Consider the following 18,579-nt stretch of genomic DNA (forward strand, 5'->3'; position numbering starts at 1 on the left):
TAAAGGTCATTTCAAATCTTGTTTCACCCGGCTTTGGGAACTTACTTTAACTTTGAAAGCAGGATATCTGTTATCTTCTCAGACGCCCTGCCATCACCATAAGGATTCACGGATTTCGACATTTTTTCATATAGGGCAGTATTTTCCAAGAGGTCCAGGGCTCCTCTTACGATATTATCCTGATCTGTTCCTATAAGCTTAACAGCACCTGATTCTATGCCTTCAGGTCTCTCGGTAGTGTTCCTCATAACAAGAACCGGTTTGCCCAAAGAGGGCCCTTCCTCCTGGATACCGCCGGAATCGGTTAAAATCAGATATGAATTGTTCATTAAAAAGACAAACCGTTCATATTCAAGAGGTTCGATAAGATAAATATTTTTGATCCCGCTTAACATCCTTTTTACCGGTTCTTGCACATTCGGATTTAAATGAACAGGATATACAATAGTCACATCATTCCTTTTTTCAGCAATCACCCGTAAGGCCTTGCATATATGTTCAAAGCCTTCCCCGAAATTTTCCCGTCTGTGGCCAGTAACAAGAATAAGTTTTGTCCGTTGAGCGTTAAGTGCTAAATTATAATTATTTTTAAAAAAATCCAATAAAACCTTTTGTTTGATTTTTGATTTTTGACTTTTGACTATCTGCAGGAGTCCATCTATGACGGTATTCCCTGTTACCCATACCTTTTCTTCAGGGATACCTTCGTGTAAAAGGTTCGATTTGCTTCGCTGCGTGGGGGCAAAATGATAATCGGTTAAAGCGCTTAAAAGATGCCTGTTTTTTTCTTCAGGAAAAGGGCTGTACTTATCGTATGTCCTGAGTCCTGCTTCAACATGGCCTACAGATATTTTTAAATAAAAAGCGGTGAGCCCTGCGATAAATGCAGTTGTTGTATCTCCCTGAGCTAATACAATATCCGGTTTGACTGTTTTAAAAACCTCTTTAAGCCCTTTAAGAGATTCTATTGTTATATCAAATAAATCCTGGTTTTCCTTCATGATATCCAGATCATAATCAGGGGAAATTCTGAAAATGGAAAGTACCTGATCAAGCATTTGTCTGTGTTGTGCAGTAACACAGACAATCACGTAAAATCTTGATTCATGCTTTTTAAGCCTGTTTATCACAGGCGCAAGCTTGATGGCCTCCGGTCTTGTTCCAAAAACAATAAGTATCTTCTTCATAATTTTTAAATTAATTTAAATTTTAAAGTCTTGCTATATACAACAAATCTTCGCCATCCAACAATTCGTCGGACAGATAAAAGGTGTCTTTTTGAAAACGCTTTTTTGTTTTATTTTTAATAAGCCATTTTATAAGAGGGTAGATAACCTTCCACTTTTTAACCTTTCTATTAGCTTCTATTTTTTCAATGTTGAATCCATATTTTTTCAGGATATATTTAATCTCAGCATAAAAAACAGGATTTATATGCTGGTGATCATAGTCATCCAATTGATGTCTGGATTCTTCAGCAATCGAGCCGTAATACTTAAAATAATCGAGATAACTGTAAAATAAGAACCTTATTCTTGATTTGATCGACATTACATTAGGCGTACTAAGAACAAAATAACCATTTGTTTTAAGCACCCTTGAACACTCTCTTATCAGATGATGAGAGTTTTCTATATGTTCTATCCCCTCGATACATATCACGAAGTCAAACATCCTGTCTTTAAATGGCAATAAATGATTAAGATTAAGCTGCACTGCCCTCCCGTTTCTATAAAGAATGTTTTTATCCTCAAGATCACCTAAAAAAACTGTAAATCCCATACTTTCAAGTTTTTTTGACAGTGCACCCTGACCTGACGGAATATCAAGGACAACACCCTTTTTCATTCCTTCCATAAAATTTAAAATATGTTCGGTAGTACCTTGTAAAGCATAACTCTTAAGCTCTTTCATAATCGAAATCCTCTGTTTAAATCAAAGCAATGCTGCCTTATTTACCGCTGATTTTTAAACCTTCTATATATAGAGACGGGGAGCCGCATGTACCATAAAATCTTAAATCATTCCCGATCTCTTTCACATTGTTCAACATTTCAAAGATGTTTCCTGAAATAATTACCCCTTTAAAAGGTTTTTTGCTACCGTTTTTACATAAATATCCAATTGCACCGAGGGAAAAATCCCCTGTTACCGTATTGGCAGTATGAGTTCCCATAAGCTCCTCAATGATAAGACCGTTTGTCAGCTCATCTTTTATATCCCGCATACCCTTCTCAATAAAAAAGCCTCTCGTTGCACATCTCGGTGGTTCTTTCACCCCTCCCCGCTCACAATTACCTGTAGATGGCAAATTATATTTACGTCCATAATAATTGTCATAGAGAAAAGTATTAAAATACCCGTTCTCTACAACGATGTTTTCAAAGGAGGGAACTCCTTCGCCATCAAATGGGAAACTATCCATTCCATGCATACCGGAGTCTTTTATATTAATAATCTCAGAAAAACATTTTGTTTCTCTCCTGTCCTTTAACATGGTTTTATCCTTATAAAGGTTCTCTGAAAGAAAAGAATCTGAGAGTATCCCCAGTATATCGGAGGATGCCTGCGGGCTGAGTATCCCATCATATGCACCTGTCTCAATCTGCTCGCTTGAAAGAAAAGAGATAGTTTTTTGAGCTGTATGTGTCCCGAAGGTCCTTGCATCGATTTCATTCAAACGGTTGGACCATATCCAATCGTACCATGAAACCTCATCTTTATCCTTTGCAACTGCCATGGCGGAGAGCATATATAATGTCTTTCTGCTTTCCGCATTTAACCCGTTGGAATTAATTATTTTTACCTGAATCTCCGCTTCCTGAAGCTCACAGTTCCTTGTAACAACAATTTTTTTATCAAAATCAATGATTGCCTTTTCCATCCCTATAAGTATGTCAACTTTGTACATGTCGTCAATTTCAAGACCCTTGCTGTCATATATGCTCATAGAGGGGTAGTCTTTGTACTCCTCGGAAAATCCGGCGTTTTCATCTTCTTCTACATATGGCAAAAGTGTAACGCCATTTTCAATCAGAGCCTCAATTGCACTGTCACCCCGGTCATATGTATAGGAAAAAACGAGTCTTTTATCCTTGATGCCTCTCAGTGCAATGCCCTCCTCTTCTTTGATCTCAACACCGCATAACTGGGCATCTTTGGTTTCATATTTTTTTAGTTTTTCCTTCAGGAAAAAAAGTTCGTAACCGTCAAAGGTTTTGCCAGCCCTGTCTTTTAGCTTTTCATAATCCATCTGTTCCTCTTATTGTCAGTCTTTAGTCGTTAGCTCCTGCTTTCCCTCTTTATTGCCCCGCCTCAGGTCAATACACCAAAGCTTGCTTCGAAATGGTTCCATATTCTTGCCTTTGATACTCCATCCGCTTGCGGCGGGGTGATTCATTCTCTGCAGGCAGAATATACTTCCCGCTTTTTTTTTTTTTTTTGACTTTTACTATTCACCTTTCACTACTTTTACCATCGCTATCTCATCACATTCCGGAAATTTTGGACATTTTATACAATCAGACCATATTTTTTGCGGAAGTTCTTTTTTGTCCACAGTCTGGAAACCGCATTTTTTAAAAAAATCTTCCTGGTAGGTCAGGAGAAATACTTTTTTAATTTTAAAGTGATAAGCCTCATCAATACAGGCATTTACAAGCTTTCTGCCGACACCCTTGCCTCTGAAGGGCTCTGCAACGCAGAGCGACCGTATTTCCGCAAGATCTTCCCAGCAAATATGGAGGGCGCCTGCACCGGCAATTGTACCCTTTTCCTCAAACACAAAACAATCCCTCATGTTATCATACAGTTCACCAAGGGATCTCGGCAGCATCTCTCCTTTTGAAGCAGAGAAATTTATGATGCTGTGGATCTGTTTTATATCTTTAATACCGGCTTTTCTCAGCATTATGCAACATCTCCTCTGACCTTAAAATAGTTTTTTCCGTAATAATTGCTCCTCCGAGCATACGTGCAATTTCATCAATTCTTTCTTTTGTTGAAAGTTTCTTTATATTTGTCATGGTAGCTTGCTGTTCCTGAATTTTCTCAACCAGGAAGTGGTGATCACCGTACACTGCAATCTGAGGGAGGTGTGTTATACATATTATCTGATGTTTTTTTGAAAGGTCTTTCAACCTTTTTCCAACCATATCCGCCACCCTGCCACCTATTCCGGCATCAATTTCATCAAAAACAAGGGTTCGCTCCTCATCGCCCCCGATAACCTTTTTTATGGCAAGCATGATCCTCGACAATTCCCCGCCTGACGCTATCTTTCTTAATGGCTTTGGTTGTTCTCCTGGGTTTGTACTTATCAGCAGTTCTACATCATCTCTGCCATCTTCATCAATCATACCCTTATCCGTTATCTCCACCTTGAATTGCATACCCTTCATGGAAAGAAAACCAAGCTCATCAATAATTGCTTTCTCTATTCCCGGAACTCCTACCCTTCTTGATGCAGACAGGCTGTCTGCAAGTTGCCTGATCCCGGCGTCAAGCAATATATTATTCTTTTCAAGCTCTTCAATATCATCAGAGATACTTTTCAGATAGGCGAGCCTTTTTTGAGCTGCATCTTTATACATCATAATGTCTTCATAGGTTTTTCCGTATTTATTTTTGAGTGCATACAATCTTGATAACCTGTCATCGAGTTTTTGAAGCTCATCAGGATCGTCATCCAACATTTTTTCCATACCCTTTATTTCAAGTAAAACATCCTCAACAACAAAAGACATCGATTCTATCCTGGCTTTCAGCTTCTCTATGGCCTCAATGTCCCTAAAAGGCTTTAAAAGCATAATGAAGGTTTTAAGCACTCCGTATACTGCATTATCGTCTTCATACATGCCTTCCCTGACCGATACAAGGGCATTCCTTATTTTCTCTGCGTCTTTCAAGACCTTGAGTCTTTCTTTAATCTCATCTTCTTCGCCTTCCCTAAGATTCTCCCTTTCTATCTCATCAATCTGGAACTCAAGGAGGGCAATTTCCTTATCGCGCCCGGCAATCTCTTTTTTCTTTGTCTCCAGCAAAATAGTGATTCCCTTCATCTCTTTGACCTTTCCGGCAAGGGATTCCCTCGCATCCTCAAGGGACAGGATGTTATCTAACATTACGATATAACTTGTTTTATCAAGAAGATATTGAAATTCATTCTGGCCGTAAATATTTATTAGCACATTACCCAGTTCGTCCATCCTGCTTAAGGTAACCGGGCTATCGTTCAGCAATGCCCTTGATCTGCCGTTGGCATTTATTATCCTTTTCAGCAAATACTCCTTATCTCCTTTGAAAAAATACCCTGTTACTTCTGCCTGCCCGGCATTGCTCCTGACCATCTCGGAAGACGCTTTTGCGTTGATAAGCGTGGATAGTGCATTTATTATTATGGATTTGCCTGCCCCTGTTTCACCTGTTATTATATTCAGACCATCTTCAAACTCAACCTGCAGTTCATCAATGATTGCAAATCCCGTTACTTTAAGAAAGGTGAGCATTGCTACCTTTCACCCCATTTAAGTTTTGTTCTCAATATTTCAAAATATCCTCTCTGCAAGGATTTAATAAGGCTTACCGTATGTGTTGATTTTTTCATAATAACCTCATCCCCATACTCCAGCGGGATACCTATCTGCCCGTCAAGGGTAAGGACAACCCTCTCATCAGCGGATAATAACAACGCTCTTATCGTCACACATTCAGGCAGTATAATCGGCCTGTTAGTAAGCATATGCGGACATATCGGTGACAGTACAACGTTTTTCAAAGAGGGATAGATGATCGGCCCTCCGGCAGCTAACGAATATCCTGTCGATCCAGTGGGGGTAGATACGATAAGCCCGTCCCCCCTGATTGTCGTCAAGTACTCATTATCTACATATGTCTCAATATCAATAATCCGTGCAAGTGTATCTTTTGTAATTACAGCATCATTCAGGGTTGCAAGCTCAAATATCTTCTCTCCTCCCCTTATTACAACAACGTCAAGCATAATTCTTTTTGATATTTCATAATCGTCTTCGAACACACGCCCCAATACGGAGGGAAGTTCTTCTGCCGAGATCTCTGTTAAAAATCCAAGGCTACCGAGATTTACACCCAGTATTGGCACATCCTCCCTCTTCACATGCCTCGATACGCTAAGCAGTGTTCCGTCGCCTCCAAGCACCATTATCATATCGGCTCCATCGCCTATATGTTCTAATTCAACGCTTTTTTCATAACCAAGCATCCTGGCGGCATCTTCTTCCAAATAAATATCTTTCCGATTCCCGAATTCTTCTATAATATGCTCTGCTATCTTGGCAGCATGTGCATGGCCTCTTTTGCACACAATGTGGATTCTTTTCATGCAAATACCCCTTGAATTACGTCAATCGATTTGCTGCCCATTCTTTAATAGCAAGGTCGGAGATTGACGTATTACGTTATTTATACAATGCCTGTTAATATTTACAGTTTAATTCTTTAAATATTCGTCTCTCAAGTAAAATGATACTTCTTTGAGCATTTTAAAAGCATTTTCTACAGTCGCCGTTCTATCGGGATTGAGCAGGTTGCATGTAGCCGGCGCAAGCAGGCTGTTTTCAATAATCATCTCCCTGTCGATCCCTTTTTTCTCCAGAATTTCCCACATATTCATAAGTCTATCAGATATGCTTTTCACATCCTCTTTTGAAAATTCCTCATAATAAGTCGGCACTATGCCCCAACTGATCAGATTACCTCTTTCCAGATATTCCTTAACTTTATCGTACGTTACAAAAATATCCCCGAAAGCATACGCATTGAATGACAATATCTCAATATTCAAAGAAAGTATAAAATCCCAGTCAGGTCTTCCGCACAGATGCAATCCGCGCGGCCCTTCTATGTTCTCAAAAAAATTGTTGACTTCTTTTTTGGCTCTCACATTTTCATATCCGCACATGGCATTGAATATAAATTCAAGACCAGGGTCATCCAACCACACAAAGGCATTCTCATTCCTCGTCTTCAGCTCTTTGTATTGCACATTTATCTTTTTTTTAATAAAAGAAAATACAAGGGTACGCATTTCATCATTATAAACTATAGGTTTATCATTCTCATCAACTATTTTCAGCGCAAGGCTTACCGGACTTATCACCTGACCTCTGATGGATTTGTATGCAGCAAGGTCCTGAGATAAAAAATGCCGGTATACAAGCGAATTTCTATCCAAAATTCTAAAAAAATCAGGGTCATCTTCTTTCTCAAGATATGCCGGTATATCCTCCATAAACTTATCCGTATCAACAAAAATCCTTAATCTTTCCTTATCCATTACAATTCCTGGAAAATTTTCCATGGCCTGTACATACATGTCTTCATAAAATGAGATTCTCGGCAACTGTGGCCAGAAAGGAACATCCACACCAAGTGCACATTTCAATGCAGCATCAATATCGATATGCGGCATAATCCCCATTGCAGTCGTTGACAACTCCCCTTTAAATCTCAACCTGTTATTCACATTTAATCCTTAACAGATGGGTAAACTGTTGTCAATTTTTATCTCCTGCTACCAGAGGGATTGCAGTTTCAATATAAAGCACACACTTTGGAAAACAATTACTCATATTAATTTCACAAATTCCTACATCAGATATTTCAATCAATATTTTCAATTAAGATAAGTATGGGTGTCGGGCTGTCCCTGGCAACCGTTGCAAATGACATATCCGGGTTCAAATTTCGTGGCTGGCAACAAATAGACTTTTATGCGCGGAGAAAAAACTGGTTTATCAACGTTGATCGAATTCTGAAGATGGAGATTGTTTAATCAGCAGTCGGGAGAAATGAATTATCTCCTTTATTGGACGTCCATTTCGGGAATAATTCGGCAAAATTCAAGGGATCGTAGCTGGAATGTAGATAGATTTGGGGAAATTTCTTGTAAATCTTCTGTATGGTGTAAATTTTTCGTAATAACATCAAAATATGTGTATCTCCTGACCAGATCACTTTAGAAAATTGATCCAGCGCTGCCTTTGTACAACAATTGGCAACAAAGCGGCAATCCATGTCAATGAATGTCTCTAACTCTGTTTTGCCACCTATCGCAAATTCCCGGCAAACAGAAACAATCTGTGCATACAGAGGTTCTTCTCTATAATCAAAAACTTTGCCACGCATTTTCAAGGCTTCAGAGAGCATATCGATCTGCTCCAGGTAGATCAACTGGTGCTTCCAGATTTTGTCTATCCATTCAACACCATGGTCTCGCCGGTTGTGATATGTGTTTAAAAAGCTCTCGAAACCCCTTTTTTGCTCTTCATAGATTTCCAGCGATAACCTAATATCCAGGTTGTAAGCAACATCTTCTATGACCGCTAGAAAATCGCTAAGCTCTTGATACAGCATGGGCAGGTATTTCCGGTATTCCTGGTTCTGAATACGCTTGATAAAACCGATATAACTGAATATCTGGTTGATATGTGTGGAATGGATGTGACCGGGCTGCCGGAATATGCCTACATTTTGCATATTGGTCTTGCGGGGATCCTCGAAACGGAGGATATCCATGTCCCTTGGAATATATGCCGAGAACATATTGGCGTCCAGAATATTTTCATACTGGCTTTTTTGTAGTGCCAATTTAATGGAATAAGGGTATCTGTCCGTTTCTTTCATTCAAGCCAATACTTCAGATATAAAGGAAAAGTATTGTAATGTCAAGGGAAATTGAACAGTTTGTCAAATAGATAAAAACAGGTACAGCCTTTTTTGCAGCAAATAAAAGCAATTCTTCAGTGGTAGTGGATGGTAGTTATATATTAACCTCTATACCCTACCCTATCTCGCTTTATCTACTTTTATACGTCCTATTTTTGCTCTATGCCGGTTGTTCTAAAAAACATAGAGCAAATTTATTGGCCAAAATAACTACATTAAGCCCGGTGTTACTTTTCCTGAACCGCACCGGAAACAACTTTGAGCAAACTATCAGCCTGAGGATTCCTGGCTATTCTCCGGATGAGGATATCAGTAGGGGTGAGTTTCTTTTTGTGGTAATAGGCTTGATTCAATCCATTACGTACCTTTACTACAGCCCCATCCACAGCAATGCCGCCAAACAACCCTTTTGAGCTGGCAAAGCTCACAATGTCGGCACTGAGGTTGGCTGTTGAAGCTGCTGCTCCCATACCGACAGGCCCTACGGCAACACCGACATCTGCTCCGAGTTTAGCGCTATTCCCAAGGAGAGCTGTGACACCCCGGTCGGTCATGGCAAGAAGTATCACTTCAGAGGCCTCACCACCTGCCTGAAGACCAAAACTTGCCTCACCAATTGTGTAAAAGGCAGGTCCTGCCCAGGTTCCAGATTTCCTGTCACGTACTACGAAGACCCCACTGCCTCCGGAGACACCAAAAACAAAGGCACCTTTCAGGACCTGTGGGGCAATAAAGACACCCTTGGCATCCTTTATAAGATTGCGAAAACCTTCCATCTCCCGGGCATTAGAAAAGTTTTCCAGGGTCATCCGTGCCTTATCTACCAGTTGCGCGCTGTCCTTGGCATCATCGGCACACAACGGAGATGTCATTCCGGAAAAAGCTAAAAGCAGTGCTCCTATGAGCAAAACACTTTCGATCCAATAGCCACATTTTTTTGTCTTCATATTCTCTCCTTTGTCTCCAGCTTTCGAGCTGAAGATGTATTTTTACCTCAGTAAGCTCTTCAATCAGGTTCTCTATGTTAATTCTTCTGTTGTATTGCTCAATACCTCATAATCGATGAAAAGGCCAAATCCCGTGATGACACATCTTCTCATGATATGCTTTTTCTGTATACCTGCACATGGGATATCATTTATTTTACTATACAAAAAATGTTTCCGCATTCCACATACGTGTAGTTGGGATATCCTTCAATATTTCAATAACTATCTGGCACTGATTGGAAATTAAATGATAGGTACATTGGTAAATCATCGCTCTCCCTGTTAAAACAGTGAATAATTGTCAGTAAATATCGAATAGCTAAAAACCTTAACAATCCTGCGCTGTGCTTACCTTTTCAATCAGAAATATTTATTTGTATACTTTATTTTCCGTATTTTGCCTGATTATTACAAGTAATTTCATACCTGCCCCAGCTCATTTTATAGGTATACTTCTCTTCTATGGCCGATACGGATGATTAGTATGACGAGTTCTTTCTCTTTCTCCTCATAGATAACCCTGTAATTCCCAATGCGAAGTCTGTAATAATCTTCATTTGCACCGGCAAGTATTATTATATTGTTTTTCAGAATCTCCGGGTTTTCAGCAAGGATAAGCAACTTTTCTTTGATGATTTTTTGATGAGGCAGGTCAATCTTTTTTAAATCATGGAGTGCTCTGCCGAGGAATTTAAGCTCGTACACTCCTTTTAAACCCCAATTTCTTTCCAAACTTCTTTTGCGTCTATTATCGTGTCTCGCCCTTCTTTAAGGTCCTTCATTCTTTTTTGCACAAGTTTGAGATCAAGAAAATCAAAGTAAACAGCAAGCGCTTTTTCTATTACAGAACTTTTCTTTTCACCGAGTTCATTTGCGATTGAATCCAATTCCAGAGAAATATCCTCGTCAAGGGTAATATTATGTCTTATCTGCATACAGCACCTTTCAGCATACACAAATTATACACATATATTGTACCAAGTCAAATATAAAACAAAATTCAAGTGGATATCGGCAATTGATTGACTGAAATATTGAAGGATATCAACTATCTAACAACATCACGCCATATTTATAACTAATTTTTCAAAACGTTCTTTTTGGGCTTTGCATATAGGACAGACTTCCGGTGGAAATTCCCTTGCGCAGAGGTAGCCGCATACCGCGCATCTCCAGATCGCATAGGAGAGCCGGGTAGTACCTGTTTCAAGGAGCCGTCTCTTTTTAATCCTTTCTTCTTTGGGTGGTCTTCTCTCCGGAATAGGGTTCAACGGTCTCTTACCATCCGCTATTTCTCTGGTCACATAGAGAGCACAGTAACAGGCACCATGCTCGTTCAAGTCGACATCTCTGTAATTACAAGGGCATATGATATCAAGATCATCTTCCTTTTTTTCATCGGCCAACCTGCAAGGGCACGAGGGATAACCATATCTTCTCTTATTAATAATAAGACCCATGATCAGGGCTTTTGTAAATTCCTTGTCCGGGTTCAGAATGTATCCTTTTGACTCTGCGTCTTTTGATAATGCATCAAAGGACACATCTACGTCATGTAAGTCCACTGTGTCTTTATTAATCATATTCCTATGCCTTCCTTTATCTTTTCGACATCATAACCAATGACGCATGCTTCATTATTGATTACAAGGGAAGGAAAAGAACATTTCGGGTTCCAGTGTTTCAGATCCTCCAACATTTTTTCCCTTTCTTCTCCTTCAAGAATGTCCATATCAACATAGTCATATTGTACTCCGATTTCGTTAAGGAAAGCCTTTGTCTTTTTGCACCATATGCATGTGCTTAATGTATAAAGAACCAGATTTCCTTTGTCGCTGCCGCTGATATGTGTCGTTGCCATAGATAATTCTCCTTCATATCTGATTTAATTACCGGGCTGTAAAGATTTGCCGATAAATCAGGCTCTCGTGAATTTCCAGCGTTATGAGCAAACCTTTTTCGCTACTTTACGAAAATGCTGCCCGTAAATCATCAAAGTTATAGCCTCGGAAAAAGATTTTCTATAGAATATCAAAGCTTTTATGAAAAGTCTCCAGTAATACACCTGGGTTATGCCATTTCCAAGAATCCCGATATACAGCATGGATTTCAGAAGAGCCTTGACCCCACCCTTCCCTATCTTTCTTTTCCCGTAAGGAACATGATATTTCAGGAATTGACATATTCTCTGATAATAAGGTCCGGGGCTGTATATGGTTTTAATGATCCTTTGATAACCTTCAATAAGCTTTGCTCTGTCCATTCTGGAAATAAAGTTTATACTGCCATCCGTGTTATCCCCTGAAGCAATCAGATCGAGACGATTCTCTTCTTTCAGCCTCTGCCATAATCTCGTATTAGGCAAAGCATTCAATAACCCAACCATAGCCGTTACTACACCGCTCTCCTGGATAAATTTGATTTGTCTTGAAAAAATACTCTCATCGTCATTATCGAATCCGACTATGTAGCCGCCAAGGACTTCGATGCCTGATGCTTGAAGTTTTTTAATAGCCGCTGTCATGTCACGCTTGCAGTTCTGATTTTTTGAACACTCTCTTAAGCTCTCCTCGTTCGGGGTTTCCAGCCCGATAAAAACCTGTCTGAATCCGGCTTCAACCATGAGACGAACCAGTATTTCATCATCGGCAATATTTATTGAAGTTTCGGTAAGGAAATCAAAGGGATAATCATGTTTTTTCAACCATTCAATTACATGGGGCAACAATTCTTTAATGGCATTTTTGTTGCCGATAAAATTATCGTCAACAATAAAAATGCTGCTGCGCCACCCCCTGTCATAAAGGGCCTGAAGCTCATTCAGGAACTGTTCTATACTCTTCAATCTTGGTTTGTGGCCATACATTGAGGTAATGTCGCAAAAATCGCAATCAAAGGGGCACCCTCTTGAAAACTGAATCATAATAGAGGCATAATCCTTTATGTTTATTAAATCCCAGCGTGGAATTGGCGTCATGGATAAAGAAGGAAAAACAGAAGACCTATAAACTTTGCCGGGATTGCCTTCCTTGAGATCTCTAAAAAAATCCGGCAAGGTCATTTCAGCCTCGTTCAGCATAATATGATCTATAAGCGGCAGGTATTCTTCGGTTGTCCCGTTAAAAAGAGGACCTCCTGCAACAACTTTTTTCCCCAGACGAAGGCATTCCTGCAGGATTTTAGAAACAGATTCTTTTTGAATCAGCATGGCGCTTATAAAAACATAATCAGCCCATTGAAGATCTTTTTCCATAAGTTCGTGAATGTTGAGATCAGCCAGACGAATCTCCCAGTCATCAGGGAAAAAAGCAGCAATAGTCAACAATCCCAGCGGTGGGAAAGCAGCTTTCTTGGAGATGTACTTTAATGCATATTTAAAGCTCCAGAAGGTATCAGGATATTTTGGGTATATAAGAAGTGCTTTCATAGTTTTTTATAATGTCTGGACCGTCCCTTTCGGTCAATGGTTAAATATTGGTTTTTGCCGTTTTCTGATCTTCTACAAATGTATATTGGAATAACAAAATCGTTTCTTGAATCCCTTCAATTATTTTCTAATGCAATTATTCTCTATTAAGAACCCTAGTCGATGCAGACACTTGGTATATCCGCATTTTTACCATTATTTATATTTCATTCTATGCTTTAAATGATTCATTCTCAATAGATTTTTTTTGTTTCAAGTTAACCTTGTGATAAACATGAAAGTGTCTGCTCTAATTATAACAGATATATATAAATAGTTGTAAATTTTAAATACCTCCAGAAAGACTTAAATTTTGCTCCACTCCACTCGCCTTCTCTGATTGCGTAACTCCGGTAATAGTGGTATAATATTATTAGTTAAAACTCCATCAAAGAATTGAAGGGGTGAACAATGAAAAAATATATATTATTAATTATATTTTTATTTCTGCTACTATCCCTTGCCCTCCCTGCCGAAAGCAGATATTATGGCGGTCATCATCATTACGGGCATCATGGATGGTATGGTCAACGAGTTTTTTTCGGAACATCGCTCATAATACCATGGTATTTTCCTGTTACGTATCCTGTATATGTCAACTCCCAGCCGGTTGTTAATAATGCTCCTGCGCCAAATCAGGCATATGCATATCCGGATCCAGAATTTATCGCAAAGTATAAAAAAAGTGAGAACCCTCCAGGCGAATGGGTTACTATTCCCGGCCAATGGGTAAACGGCACCTGGGTTCCTCCACACAAGGCACAGGTTTCGGTAAATCCTTAACATCTCTTTAATGAAAATTATAAGTGTGAAAACATTCATATTATCTTTTATAATTCTTTGTTTGACCTTTTCGGGTGCCATAGCAGACTCTTTTCGATGCCCTAACGGAGACATTGCTTCAACAGGCGACAGAATCGGCGAGGTTGCAATAAAATGTGGGAACCCGACTTATAAATCCCATCGGATAATAGAAGGCGGATCATATAAGGGATTTACAACCATTGAGATAGAAGAATGGACTTACAACATGGGTCCACGTGATTTTGTATATACCTTAATATTTAGAAACGGTATTCTCTCCAGTGTAGAATCGGGCGACTACGGCAATTGATATTAATAAACAATACATTTATTCCTGCATTCGGCTGTCTTATTTCCCGTGCACTCAGCTTTTATCCCTACCATATGGCATAATAAGAGATCATATTTTAAAGGATCATCGGGGGAAAACTCCTTCAGTACCTCAGTTATCTCCTTTGCTGCCCTGTATGTAGGTGTTTTACACCCCGTCCAACCGAGACATTTACTGATCTTGAATATATGTGTATCAAGGGGAATAATCAGGTTTTTCTTATCGATAAAATCCCATAAACCCGAGTCTACTTCATCTTTCCTGACCATCCATCGAAAATAAAGGTTCCACCTCTTCAACGGATTCGATTTTAACGGTTTCGGGAAAAAAAATGTAAGTTCATTATTATTTTCGAAATAATGCTCCCTCGCTTTCCACAGTGTTTCTCTTGTGTTACCTTTATAGAAGTGTCTGATCATATTCCCAATACTGCCGAATTCATCGATGATCCTTTTCAAAACATTGAACAGGTCAATGATGTCTTTATCTTTCTGGAACCGATAATACAAACCGTCAAACCCAGAAAAATCACCCTTCTTTATAAATGTTAGCAAATTGATTCCCATATGCTCGAAAATGCTTGTAAGAAATCTCTTGAAAATATCTATTTTTCCATAGGCAAACTGGGAGGCAAGAAAACCTGCAATCTCCTTATCTATGACGTTTTCGTATCTGTGCATAAATTCTACAGGATCATTGTTGATGAGTCCTCGCAGGCACTCTCTTTCTTGTTTATATATTTCTTCCAGATTAATTTGCCATCTCCCTGTTTATATTTCACGGTTCACAATAAAAGTATTTGAAAAAACAAAATAATTATCATAAACAGATTGTTCATTTGCTACCTGCTGCATTCAGCCTGTTTTTCCATTCGATGATACGGTCTTTGAACGCCCTTCCTGTTTCTTCCACATTTTCATTCCATTCATCCCATGCCTGAACATTGGGTTCTACACCGCTGCCCGTAATGCCTATCTCTCCCAGACGATTTAATACTTTCTCCCTGATAACCGTCTTGCTTTTCAGAGTCTCTTCTAAAAATTTATTTTGCATTATTTCCATATCATATTTAAATGGTTCCTTCAAACCTTCACATATAGCATTAAATATCTTAAGCAACCTATCGTTATTACTATTAATATCAAACTCATCAATTAATCTGTCTATCAAAATCGACTTCTTTAATCCTTCGTCTGCTTTAATTCTTGCAATCTCCTTGTCAACACCATTTCTCTCAATTATCCCCTCAAGATATCTTTTCACCACCGCTTTAACTTTGTTTTCCGTCTCCTTCAAAGCTAAAGATTTCCTTTCCTCATCATCCATGACAAGACCTTTTGTTCTCTCCATGGCCAATTCTATTGCACTTTTTATCGCCGACATTATACACCTCTGAAATTTGAAATTAATACCAGGGAAACAAAATCTTCTCTTTTGACTTTATTATTTATTATCTTTTTAATCTTTTACAATCCATTTTATTGCACCTTAATTATCTCATGGCCACAACATCATTAATTTCCAAAATCAACCTGATAGGCATCGCCTTTATCGTACACCTGGGGGCTGTATTCCACAACAAGGGCATCTTCAAGCCCGTAGAAGATATGTCCGCAATTTGTCTTTACCCTTATTCTGTCACCCTTTACCAGGATATGTTCTTCCTGTCTGAGGGTTTCCATATCCCGGAAAATTGCCCTTACTCTGCCTCTTACCATATAAAATGTTTCTTCTTTTTGCTTATGAACATGACTCCCTCTTAAAAATCCTTTTTTTAATTCAAAGAATGCAAGATGTCTTATATCTTCTTTATATGCAATCTGTGCAAATTCTCCTTTTTCTTCGACCCACCATTTTGCGCCATCAGTATCTTTTGTGTTGGGAAGCTTCTCAATTGTTACCATACTCATCATAACCTCTCTCATCTTTCACGGGTAATTTTTCAACATAATATAAAGGTTACTTTTAAAGGGGTCAAGAAAAAGAGTTTACAAGACATTATATATCCACAGCGCAAGGTATGATCACGCCTATGGATTCTGCTGCCAATGGAGTTTTTGTGTTAGAGGATGATACATTGAATTTGCAATATTCAGGTTAGCAATGCTTCTCATTATGGAAGGACTTAATGGTTAAAATCAGTTTGTTCATCTGATCCTTATCGAGTACATTATCAATCATTGCTTTTGCTGGTCCGATCAACATGGCATTGGCCCTACTACACAGAGTTTCGGAAACGAGAATTACCGGTTTATTTATTGCATAGGCATAGCCTGATTCGAAGGCTGTGCCGGTATCATCTCCGTCAACAAGAGCAATGACAATGTCGCATTCAACCAATAACTGGAGGCACTTCTCCATGATCTGCATACTCATTAAAAGCTTTGTTTCTATATCGCCTTCAATATTGGGCGTATGTTCAAAGGGGTCGATTATGATAATTTCCATTGCAATTTTGTTTCGATCAACAGCATGACTTATTATTTTGAGGAAATTTTTCTTAAATTCGATCTGCTTCTCTGTGAAACAAGGATGGGCAAAATAGATTTTCATCTCCAAGCAATCCCCTCCACTAAAGATCTACTTCTTCTATTCGCGCTATCAATGCCTCCAGATCCGCTTCATCGAAAGAAGGGCGAAGGACGTTTGCAGCGCCCCGATAGAACTGGTATCTACCGGTGAATGGATTCTTGCGTATGTTGCCCTTGCAGACAGAACCTTTTCGTACTTCCATCCACCATCTTACTGAAGACGGTTTTTCTTTGTAATCATACTTAGTCATCGTAGAATCCCCTCTACATTTAACAACACTTAGCATAACATAAACCTGATCAATCAAATTAAGATATTAGCTATGCAGAACCAATAATGATTATTATTACAAAAATATCTTGCCGGGATTCAATATATTATTGGGATCAAAGAGCTTTTTTATATCCTTCATGGTGGCAATTGTTTCGTCAGACAACTCCATCCCTATATAAGGTGCCTTTGAGATGCCAACCCCATGTTCGCCAGAGAGTGTACCGCCGAGTCTTAATGTTTCAGCAAATATCTCCTTTACCGCCTCTTCTGCTTTCTCCCTGTCTTCTACCGTATCCCTAATCATGATGCTTACATGAAAATTGCCGTCACCGGCATGTCCGAAACTTAAAATTGGAATGCCAAACTTCTTCTCCATTTCCTCAAGAGCATGGATAAGAACCGGGATTTTCGATCTGGGCACCACAACATCTTCGGCTATTTTTATCGGATTAAGATTGTATGTGGCCTGTGAAAGGGTACGCCTTGCCAGCCAGAGTTTATCTGCCTCATTCTGGTCCTGAGTCATGGTGCATTGAACTGCTTTATTTTCAAGAACAATTTTTTTGACCCTTTCTGCCTGTCCTTTTATGGACTCGCTATCTCCATCAACTTCAATAAGAAGCATGCCTCCGATACCCTCAGGAAGCCCCATGGGATTAGCCTGTTCGCTGCATTTAATCGATGCTCTATCCAGAAACTCGATTGTTGAAGGAACGATCCGTGCTGCAATAATTGCCGAAACTGTTTCAGCAGCTTCCTCAACCTCCTGGAAAAGTGCTAAAATAGTCGCTTTTGCTTCAGGAAGGGGAATAAGCTTTAAGATGATCTTTGTAATCACACCAAGTGTACCCTCGCTTCCTACAAAAAGACGGGTAAGGTCATACCCTACTACACCTTTCATTGTTTTAACACCGGTTTGTATAATCTCACCGGTAGGTTTTACGACTTCCAGACCAAGAACATAATCCCTTGTAACGCCATATTTTAAAGAATTCGGGCCGCCTGCACATTCTGCTGCATTGCCTCCAATACTGGAATATTTATAAGATGCCGGGTCAGGCGGATAAAAAAGACCAAATTTTGCAACTTCTTCCTGAAGTAAAAACGTAATCGCACCCGGCTCAACAACAGCAACAAGATTCTTTGTATCAATTTCGAGAATTCTGTTCATCTTTGTAAAAGACAGTACTGTTCCACCCTTGAGCGGTACAGCTCCACCAGTCAAACCGGAACCTTGTCCCCTGGGGATTACTGGAAAAAGATGCTTGTTGGCAAGAATAAGTATCTGCGATACCTCCCCGGATGAAGAAGGAAATACAACAAGATCCGGTATTGCCCCATCTGTTCTTGCATCATAGGAATAGCATTTTCTATCTTCAATGGAAGTAAGAACATTCTCTTTTCCCACAATTTTTATGATTTCATTGATAATTATATTGTCCATTTTTTCTTGTCCTCGTACATTTAATATTTATAAA

At 39.2% G+C, this 18,579-nt stretch carries 22 protein-coding genes; 2 read left to right on the forward strand and 20 right to left on the reverse strand.

Features of this window, described 5'->3' with window-relative positions; genetic code table 11:
* Positions 1-41: 41 nt before the first annotated feature.
* From wecB to NT010_15155, 14 genes are all read right to left on the reverse strand, one after another.
* A complete protein-coding gene (wecB, locus tag NT010_15090; GenBank protein MCX5807365.1) occupies positions 42-1,187 on the reverse strand; it encodes a UDP-N-acetylglucosamine 2-epimerase (non-hydrolyzing) in 1,146 nt (381 codons plus the stop codon).
* A gap of 22 nt (positions 1,188-1,209) precedes the next feature.
* Positions 1,210-1,914 (reverse strand): methyltransferase domain-containing protein, encoded by a 705-nt coding sequence (locus tag NT010_15095; GenBank protein ID MCX5807366.1) that lies wholly within the window; start codon positions 1,912-1,914, stop codon positions 1,210-1,212.
* A 37-nt stretch (positions 1,915-1,951) separates the two neighbouring features.
* A complete protein-coding gene (locus NT010_15100; GenBank protein ID MCX5807367.1) occupies positions 1,952-3,253 on the reverse strand; it encodes a TldD/PmbA family protein in 1,302 nt (433 codons plus the stop codon).
* 198 nt (positions 3,254-3,451) lie between these two features.
* Positions 3,452-3,910 (reverse strand): N-acetyltransferase, encoded by a 459-nt coding sequence (locus tag NT010_15105; protein ID MCX5807368.1) that lies wholly within the window; start codon positions 3,908-3,910, stop codon positions 3,452-3,454.
* Positions 3,888-5,507 (reverse strand): DNA repair protein RecN, encoded by a 1,620-nt coding sequence (recN, locus tag NT010_15110; GenBank protein ID MCX5807369.1) that lies wholly within the window; start codon positions 5,505-5,507, stop codon positions 3,888-3,890. The genes NT010_15105 and recN overlap by 23 nt, the downstream gene beginning before the upstream one ends.
* A gap of 2 nt (positions 5,508-5,509) precedes the next feature.
* On the reverse strand, positions 5,510-6,361 hold the full coding sequence (locus NT010_15115) for an NAD(+)/NADH kinase (GenBank protein MCX5807370.1): 852 nt from the start codon (positions 6,359-6,361) through the stop codon (positions 5,510-5,512).
* A 108-nt stretch (positions 6,362-6,469) separates the two neighbouring features.
* Positions 6,470-7,504 (reverse strand): hypothetical protein, encoded by a 1,035-nt coding sequence (locus NT010_15120; GenBank protein ID MCX5807371.1) that lies wholly within the window; start codon positions 7,502-7,504, stop codon positions 6,470-6,472.
* A 305-nt stretch (positions 7,505-7,809) separates the two neighbouring features.
* On the reverse strand, positions 7,810-8,664 hold the full coding sequence (locus tag NT010_15125) for a hypothetical protein (GenBank protein MCX5807372.1): 855 nt from the start codon (positions 8,662-8,664) through the stop codon (positions 7,810-7,812).
* 269 nt (positions 8,665-8,933) lie between these two features.
* Complete coding sequence (locus tag NT010_15130; GenBank protein ID MCX5807373.1) at positions 8,934-9,653, reverse strand: lipid-binding SYLF domain-containing protein; 720 nt, start codon at positions 9,651-9,653, stop codon at positions 8,934-8,936.
* A gap of 483 nt (positions 9,654-10,136) precedes the next feature.
* Positions 10,137-10,400, reverse strand: coding sequence for a type II toxin-antitoxin system RelE/ParE family toxin (locus NT010_15135; protein MCX5807374.1), 264 nt, complete (start codon positions 10,398-10,400; stop codon positions 10,137-10,139).
* 5 nt (positions 10,401-10,405) lie between these two features.
* Positions 10,406-10,630 carry a CopG family transcriptional regulator gene (locus NT010_15140; GenBank protein ID MCX5807375.1) on the reverse strand — a complete coding sequence of 75 codons (225 nt, stop codon included), beginning with the start codon at positions 10,628-10,630 and terminating at the stop codon, positions 10,406-10,408.
* 126 nt (positions 10,631-10,756) lie between these two features.
* A complete protein-coding gene (locus NT010_15145) occupies positions 10,757-11,278 on the reverse strand; it encodes a ferredoxin:glutaredoxin reductase (protein MCX5807376.1) in 522 nt (173 codons plus the stop codon).
* Positions 11,275-11,556 (reverse strand): glutaredoxin family protein, encoded by a 282-nt coding sequence (locus NT010_15150; protein MCX5807377.1) that lies wholly within the window; start codon positions 11,554-11,556, stop codon positions 11,275-11,277. The genes NT010_15145 and NT010_15150 overlap by 4 nt, the downstream gene beginning before the upstream one ends.
* 81 nt (positions 11,557-11,637) lie before the next feature.
* Complete coding sequence (locus NT010_15155; GenBank protein ID MCX5807378.1) at positions 11,638-13,122, reverse strand: B12-binding domain-containing radical SAM protein; 1,485 nt, start codon at positions 13,120-13,122, stop codon at positions 11,638-11,640.
* A gap of 450 nt (positions 13,123-13,572) precedes the next feature.
* On the opposite strand from NT010_15155, the gene NT010_15160 reads away from it, so the two are divergent.
* Positions 13,573-13,944, forward strand: coding sequence for a hypothetical protein (locus NT010_15160; GenBank protein ID MCX5807379.1), 372 nt, complete (start codon positions 13,573-13,575; stop codon positions 13,942-13,944).
* A 10-nt stretch (positions 13,945-13,954) separates the two neighbouring features.
* Entirely contained in the window at positions 13,955-14,275 is a 321-nt protein-coding gene (locus NT010_15165) for a DUF2845 domain-containing protein (protein MCX5807380.1), read from the forward strand.
* A 2-nt stretch (positions 14,276-14,277) separates the two neighbouring features.
* On the opposite strand, the gene NT010_15170 is transcribed toward NT010_15165, so the two are convergent.
* The 6 genes from NT010_15170 to NT010_15195 form a co-directional block, all read right to left on the reverse strand.
* Positions 14,278-15,000, reverse strand: a complete 723-nt coding sequence (locus tag NT010_15170; protein MCX5807381.1) for a TIGR02757 family protein — start codon at positions 14,998-15,000, stop codon at positions 14,278-14,280.
* Between the two features lie 130 nt (positions 15,001-15,130).
* Entirely contained in the window at positions 15,131-15,679 is a 549-nt protein-coding gene (locus NT010_15175) for a hypothetical protein (protein ID MCX5807382.1), read from the reverse strand.
* A 131-nt stretch (positions 15,680-15,810) separates the two neighbouring features.
* Positions 15,811-16,209, reverse strand: a complete 399-nt coding sequence (locus NT010_15180; protein MCX5807383.1) for a cupin domain-containing protein — start codon at positions 16,207-16,209, stop codon at positions 15,811-15,813.
* A 184-nt stretch (positions 16,210-16,393) separates the two neighbouring features.
* Positions 16,394-16,849: a nucleoside 2-deoxyribosyltransferase gene (locus NT010_15185; GenBank protein ID MCX5807384.1), complete on the reverse strand. Its 456-nt coding sequence runs from the start codon at positions 16,847-16,849 to the stop codon at positions 16,394-16,396.
* A 19-nt stretch (positions 16,850-16,868) separates the two neighbouring features.
* Positions 16,869-17,078, reverse strand: coding sequence for a hypothetical protein (locus tag NT010_15190; protein MCX5807385.1), 210 nt, complete (start codon positions 17,076-17,078; stop codon positions 16,869-16,871).
* A gap of 96 nt (positions 17,079-17,174) precedes the next feature.
* Positions 17,175-18,545, reverse strand: coding sequence for an FAD-binding protein (locus NT010_15195; protein MCX5807386.1), 1,371 nt, complete (start codon positions 18,543-18,545; stop codon positions 17,175-17,177).
* Positions 18,546-18,579: the final 34 nt, after the last annotated feature.

This window comes from Pseudomonadota bacterium (assembly GCA_026388275.1).
Taxonomy (GTDB): domain Bacteria; phylum Desulfobacterota; class Syntrophorhabdia; order Syntrophorhabdales; family Syntrophorhabdaceae; genus JAPLKB01.

Excerpts from the sequence above, each read along its gene's own strand:
- wecB (MCX5807365.1), bottom strand. The coding sequence starts at position 1,187 with ATGAAGAAGATACTTATTGTTTTTGGAACAAGACCGGAGGCCATCAAG.
- NT010_15095 (MCX5807366.1), bottom strand. The coding sequence starts at position 1,914 with ATGAAAGAGCTTAAGAGTTATGCTTTACAAGGTACTACCGAACATATT.
- NT010_15100 (MCX5807367.1), bottom strand. The coding sequence starts at position 3,253 with ATGGATTATGAAAAGCTAAAAGACAGGGCTGGCAAAACCTTTGACGGT.
- NT010_15105 (MCX5807368.1), bottom strand. The coding sequence starts at position 3,910 with ATGCTGAGAAAAGCCGGTATTAAAGATATAAAACAGATCCACAGCATC.
- recN (MCX5807369.1), bottom strand. The coding sequence starts at position 5,507 with ATGCTCACCTTTCTTAAAGTAACGGGATTTGCAATCATTGATGAACTG.
- NT010_15115 (MCX5807370.1), bottom strand. The coding sequence starts at position 6,361 with ATGAAAAGAATCCACATTGTGTGCAAAAGAGGCCATGCACATGCTGCC.
- NT010_15125 (MCX5807372.1), bottom strand. The coding sequence starts at position 8,664 with ATGAAAGAAACGGACAGATACCCTTATTCCATTAAATTGGCACTACAA.
- NT010_15130 (MCX5807373.1), bottom strand. The coding sequence starts at position 9,653 with ATGAAGACAAAAAAATGTGGCTATTGGATCGAAAGTGTTTTGCTCATA.
- NT010_15140 (MCX5807375.1), bottom strand. The coding sequence starts at position 10,630 with ATGCAGATAAGACATAATATTACCCTTGACGAGGATATTTCTCTGGAA.
- NT010_15145 (MCX5807376.1), bottom strand. The coding sequence starts at position 11,278 with ATGATTAATAAAGACACAGTGGACTTACATGACGTAGATGTGTCCTTT.
- NT010_15150 (MCX5807377.1), bottom strand. The coding sequence starts at position 11,556 with ATGGCAACGACACATATCAGCGGCAGCGACAAAGGAAATCTGGTTCTT.
- NT010_15155 (MCX5807378.1), bottom strand. The coding sequence starts at position 13,122 with ATGAAAGCACTTCTTATATACCCAAAATATCCTGATACCTTCTGGAGC.
- NT010_15160 (MCX5807379.1), top strand. The coding sequence starts at position 13,573 with ATGAAAAAATATATATTATTAATTATATTTTTATTTCTGCTACTATCC.
- NT010_15165 (MCX5807380.1), top strand. The coding sequence starts at position 13,955 with ATGAAAATTATAAGTGTGAAAACATTCATATTATCTTTTATAATTCTT.
- NT010_15175 (MCX5807382.1), bottom strand. The coding sequence starts at position 15,679 with ATGTCGGCGATAAAAAGTGCAATAGAATTGGCCATGGAGAGAACAAAA.
- NT010_15180 (MCX5807383.1), bottom strand. The coding sequence starts at position 16,209 with ATGATGAGTATGGTAACAATTGAGAAGCTTCCCAACACAAAAGATACT.
- NT010_15185 (MCX5807384.1), bottom strand. The coding sequence starts at position 16,849 with ATGAAAATCTATTTTGCCCATCCTTGTTTCACAGAGAAGCAGATCGAA.
- NT010_15190 (MCX5807385.1), bottom strand. The coding sequence starts at position 17,078 with ATGACTAAGTATGATTACAAAGAAAAACCGTCTTCAGTAAGATGGTGG.
- NT010_15195 (MCX5807386.1), bottom strand. The coding sequence starts at position 18,545 with ATGGACAATATAATTATCAATGAAATCATAAAAATTGTGGGAAAAGAG.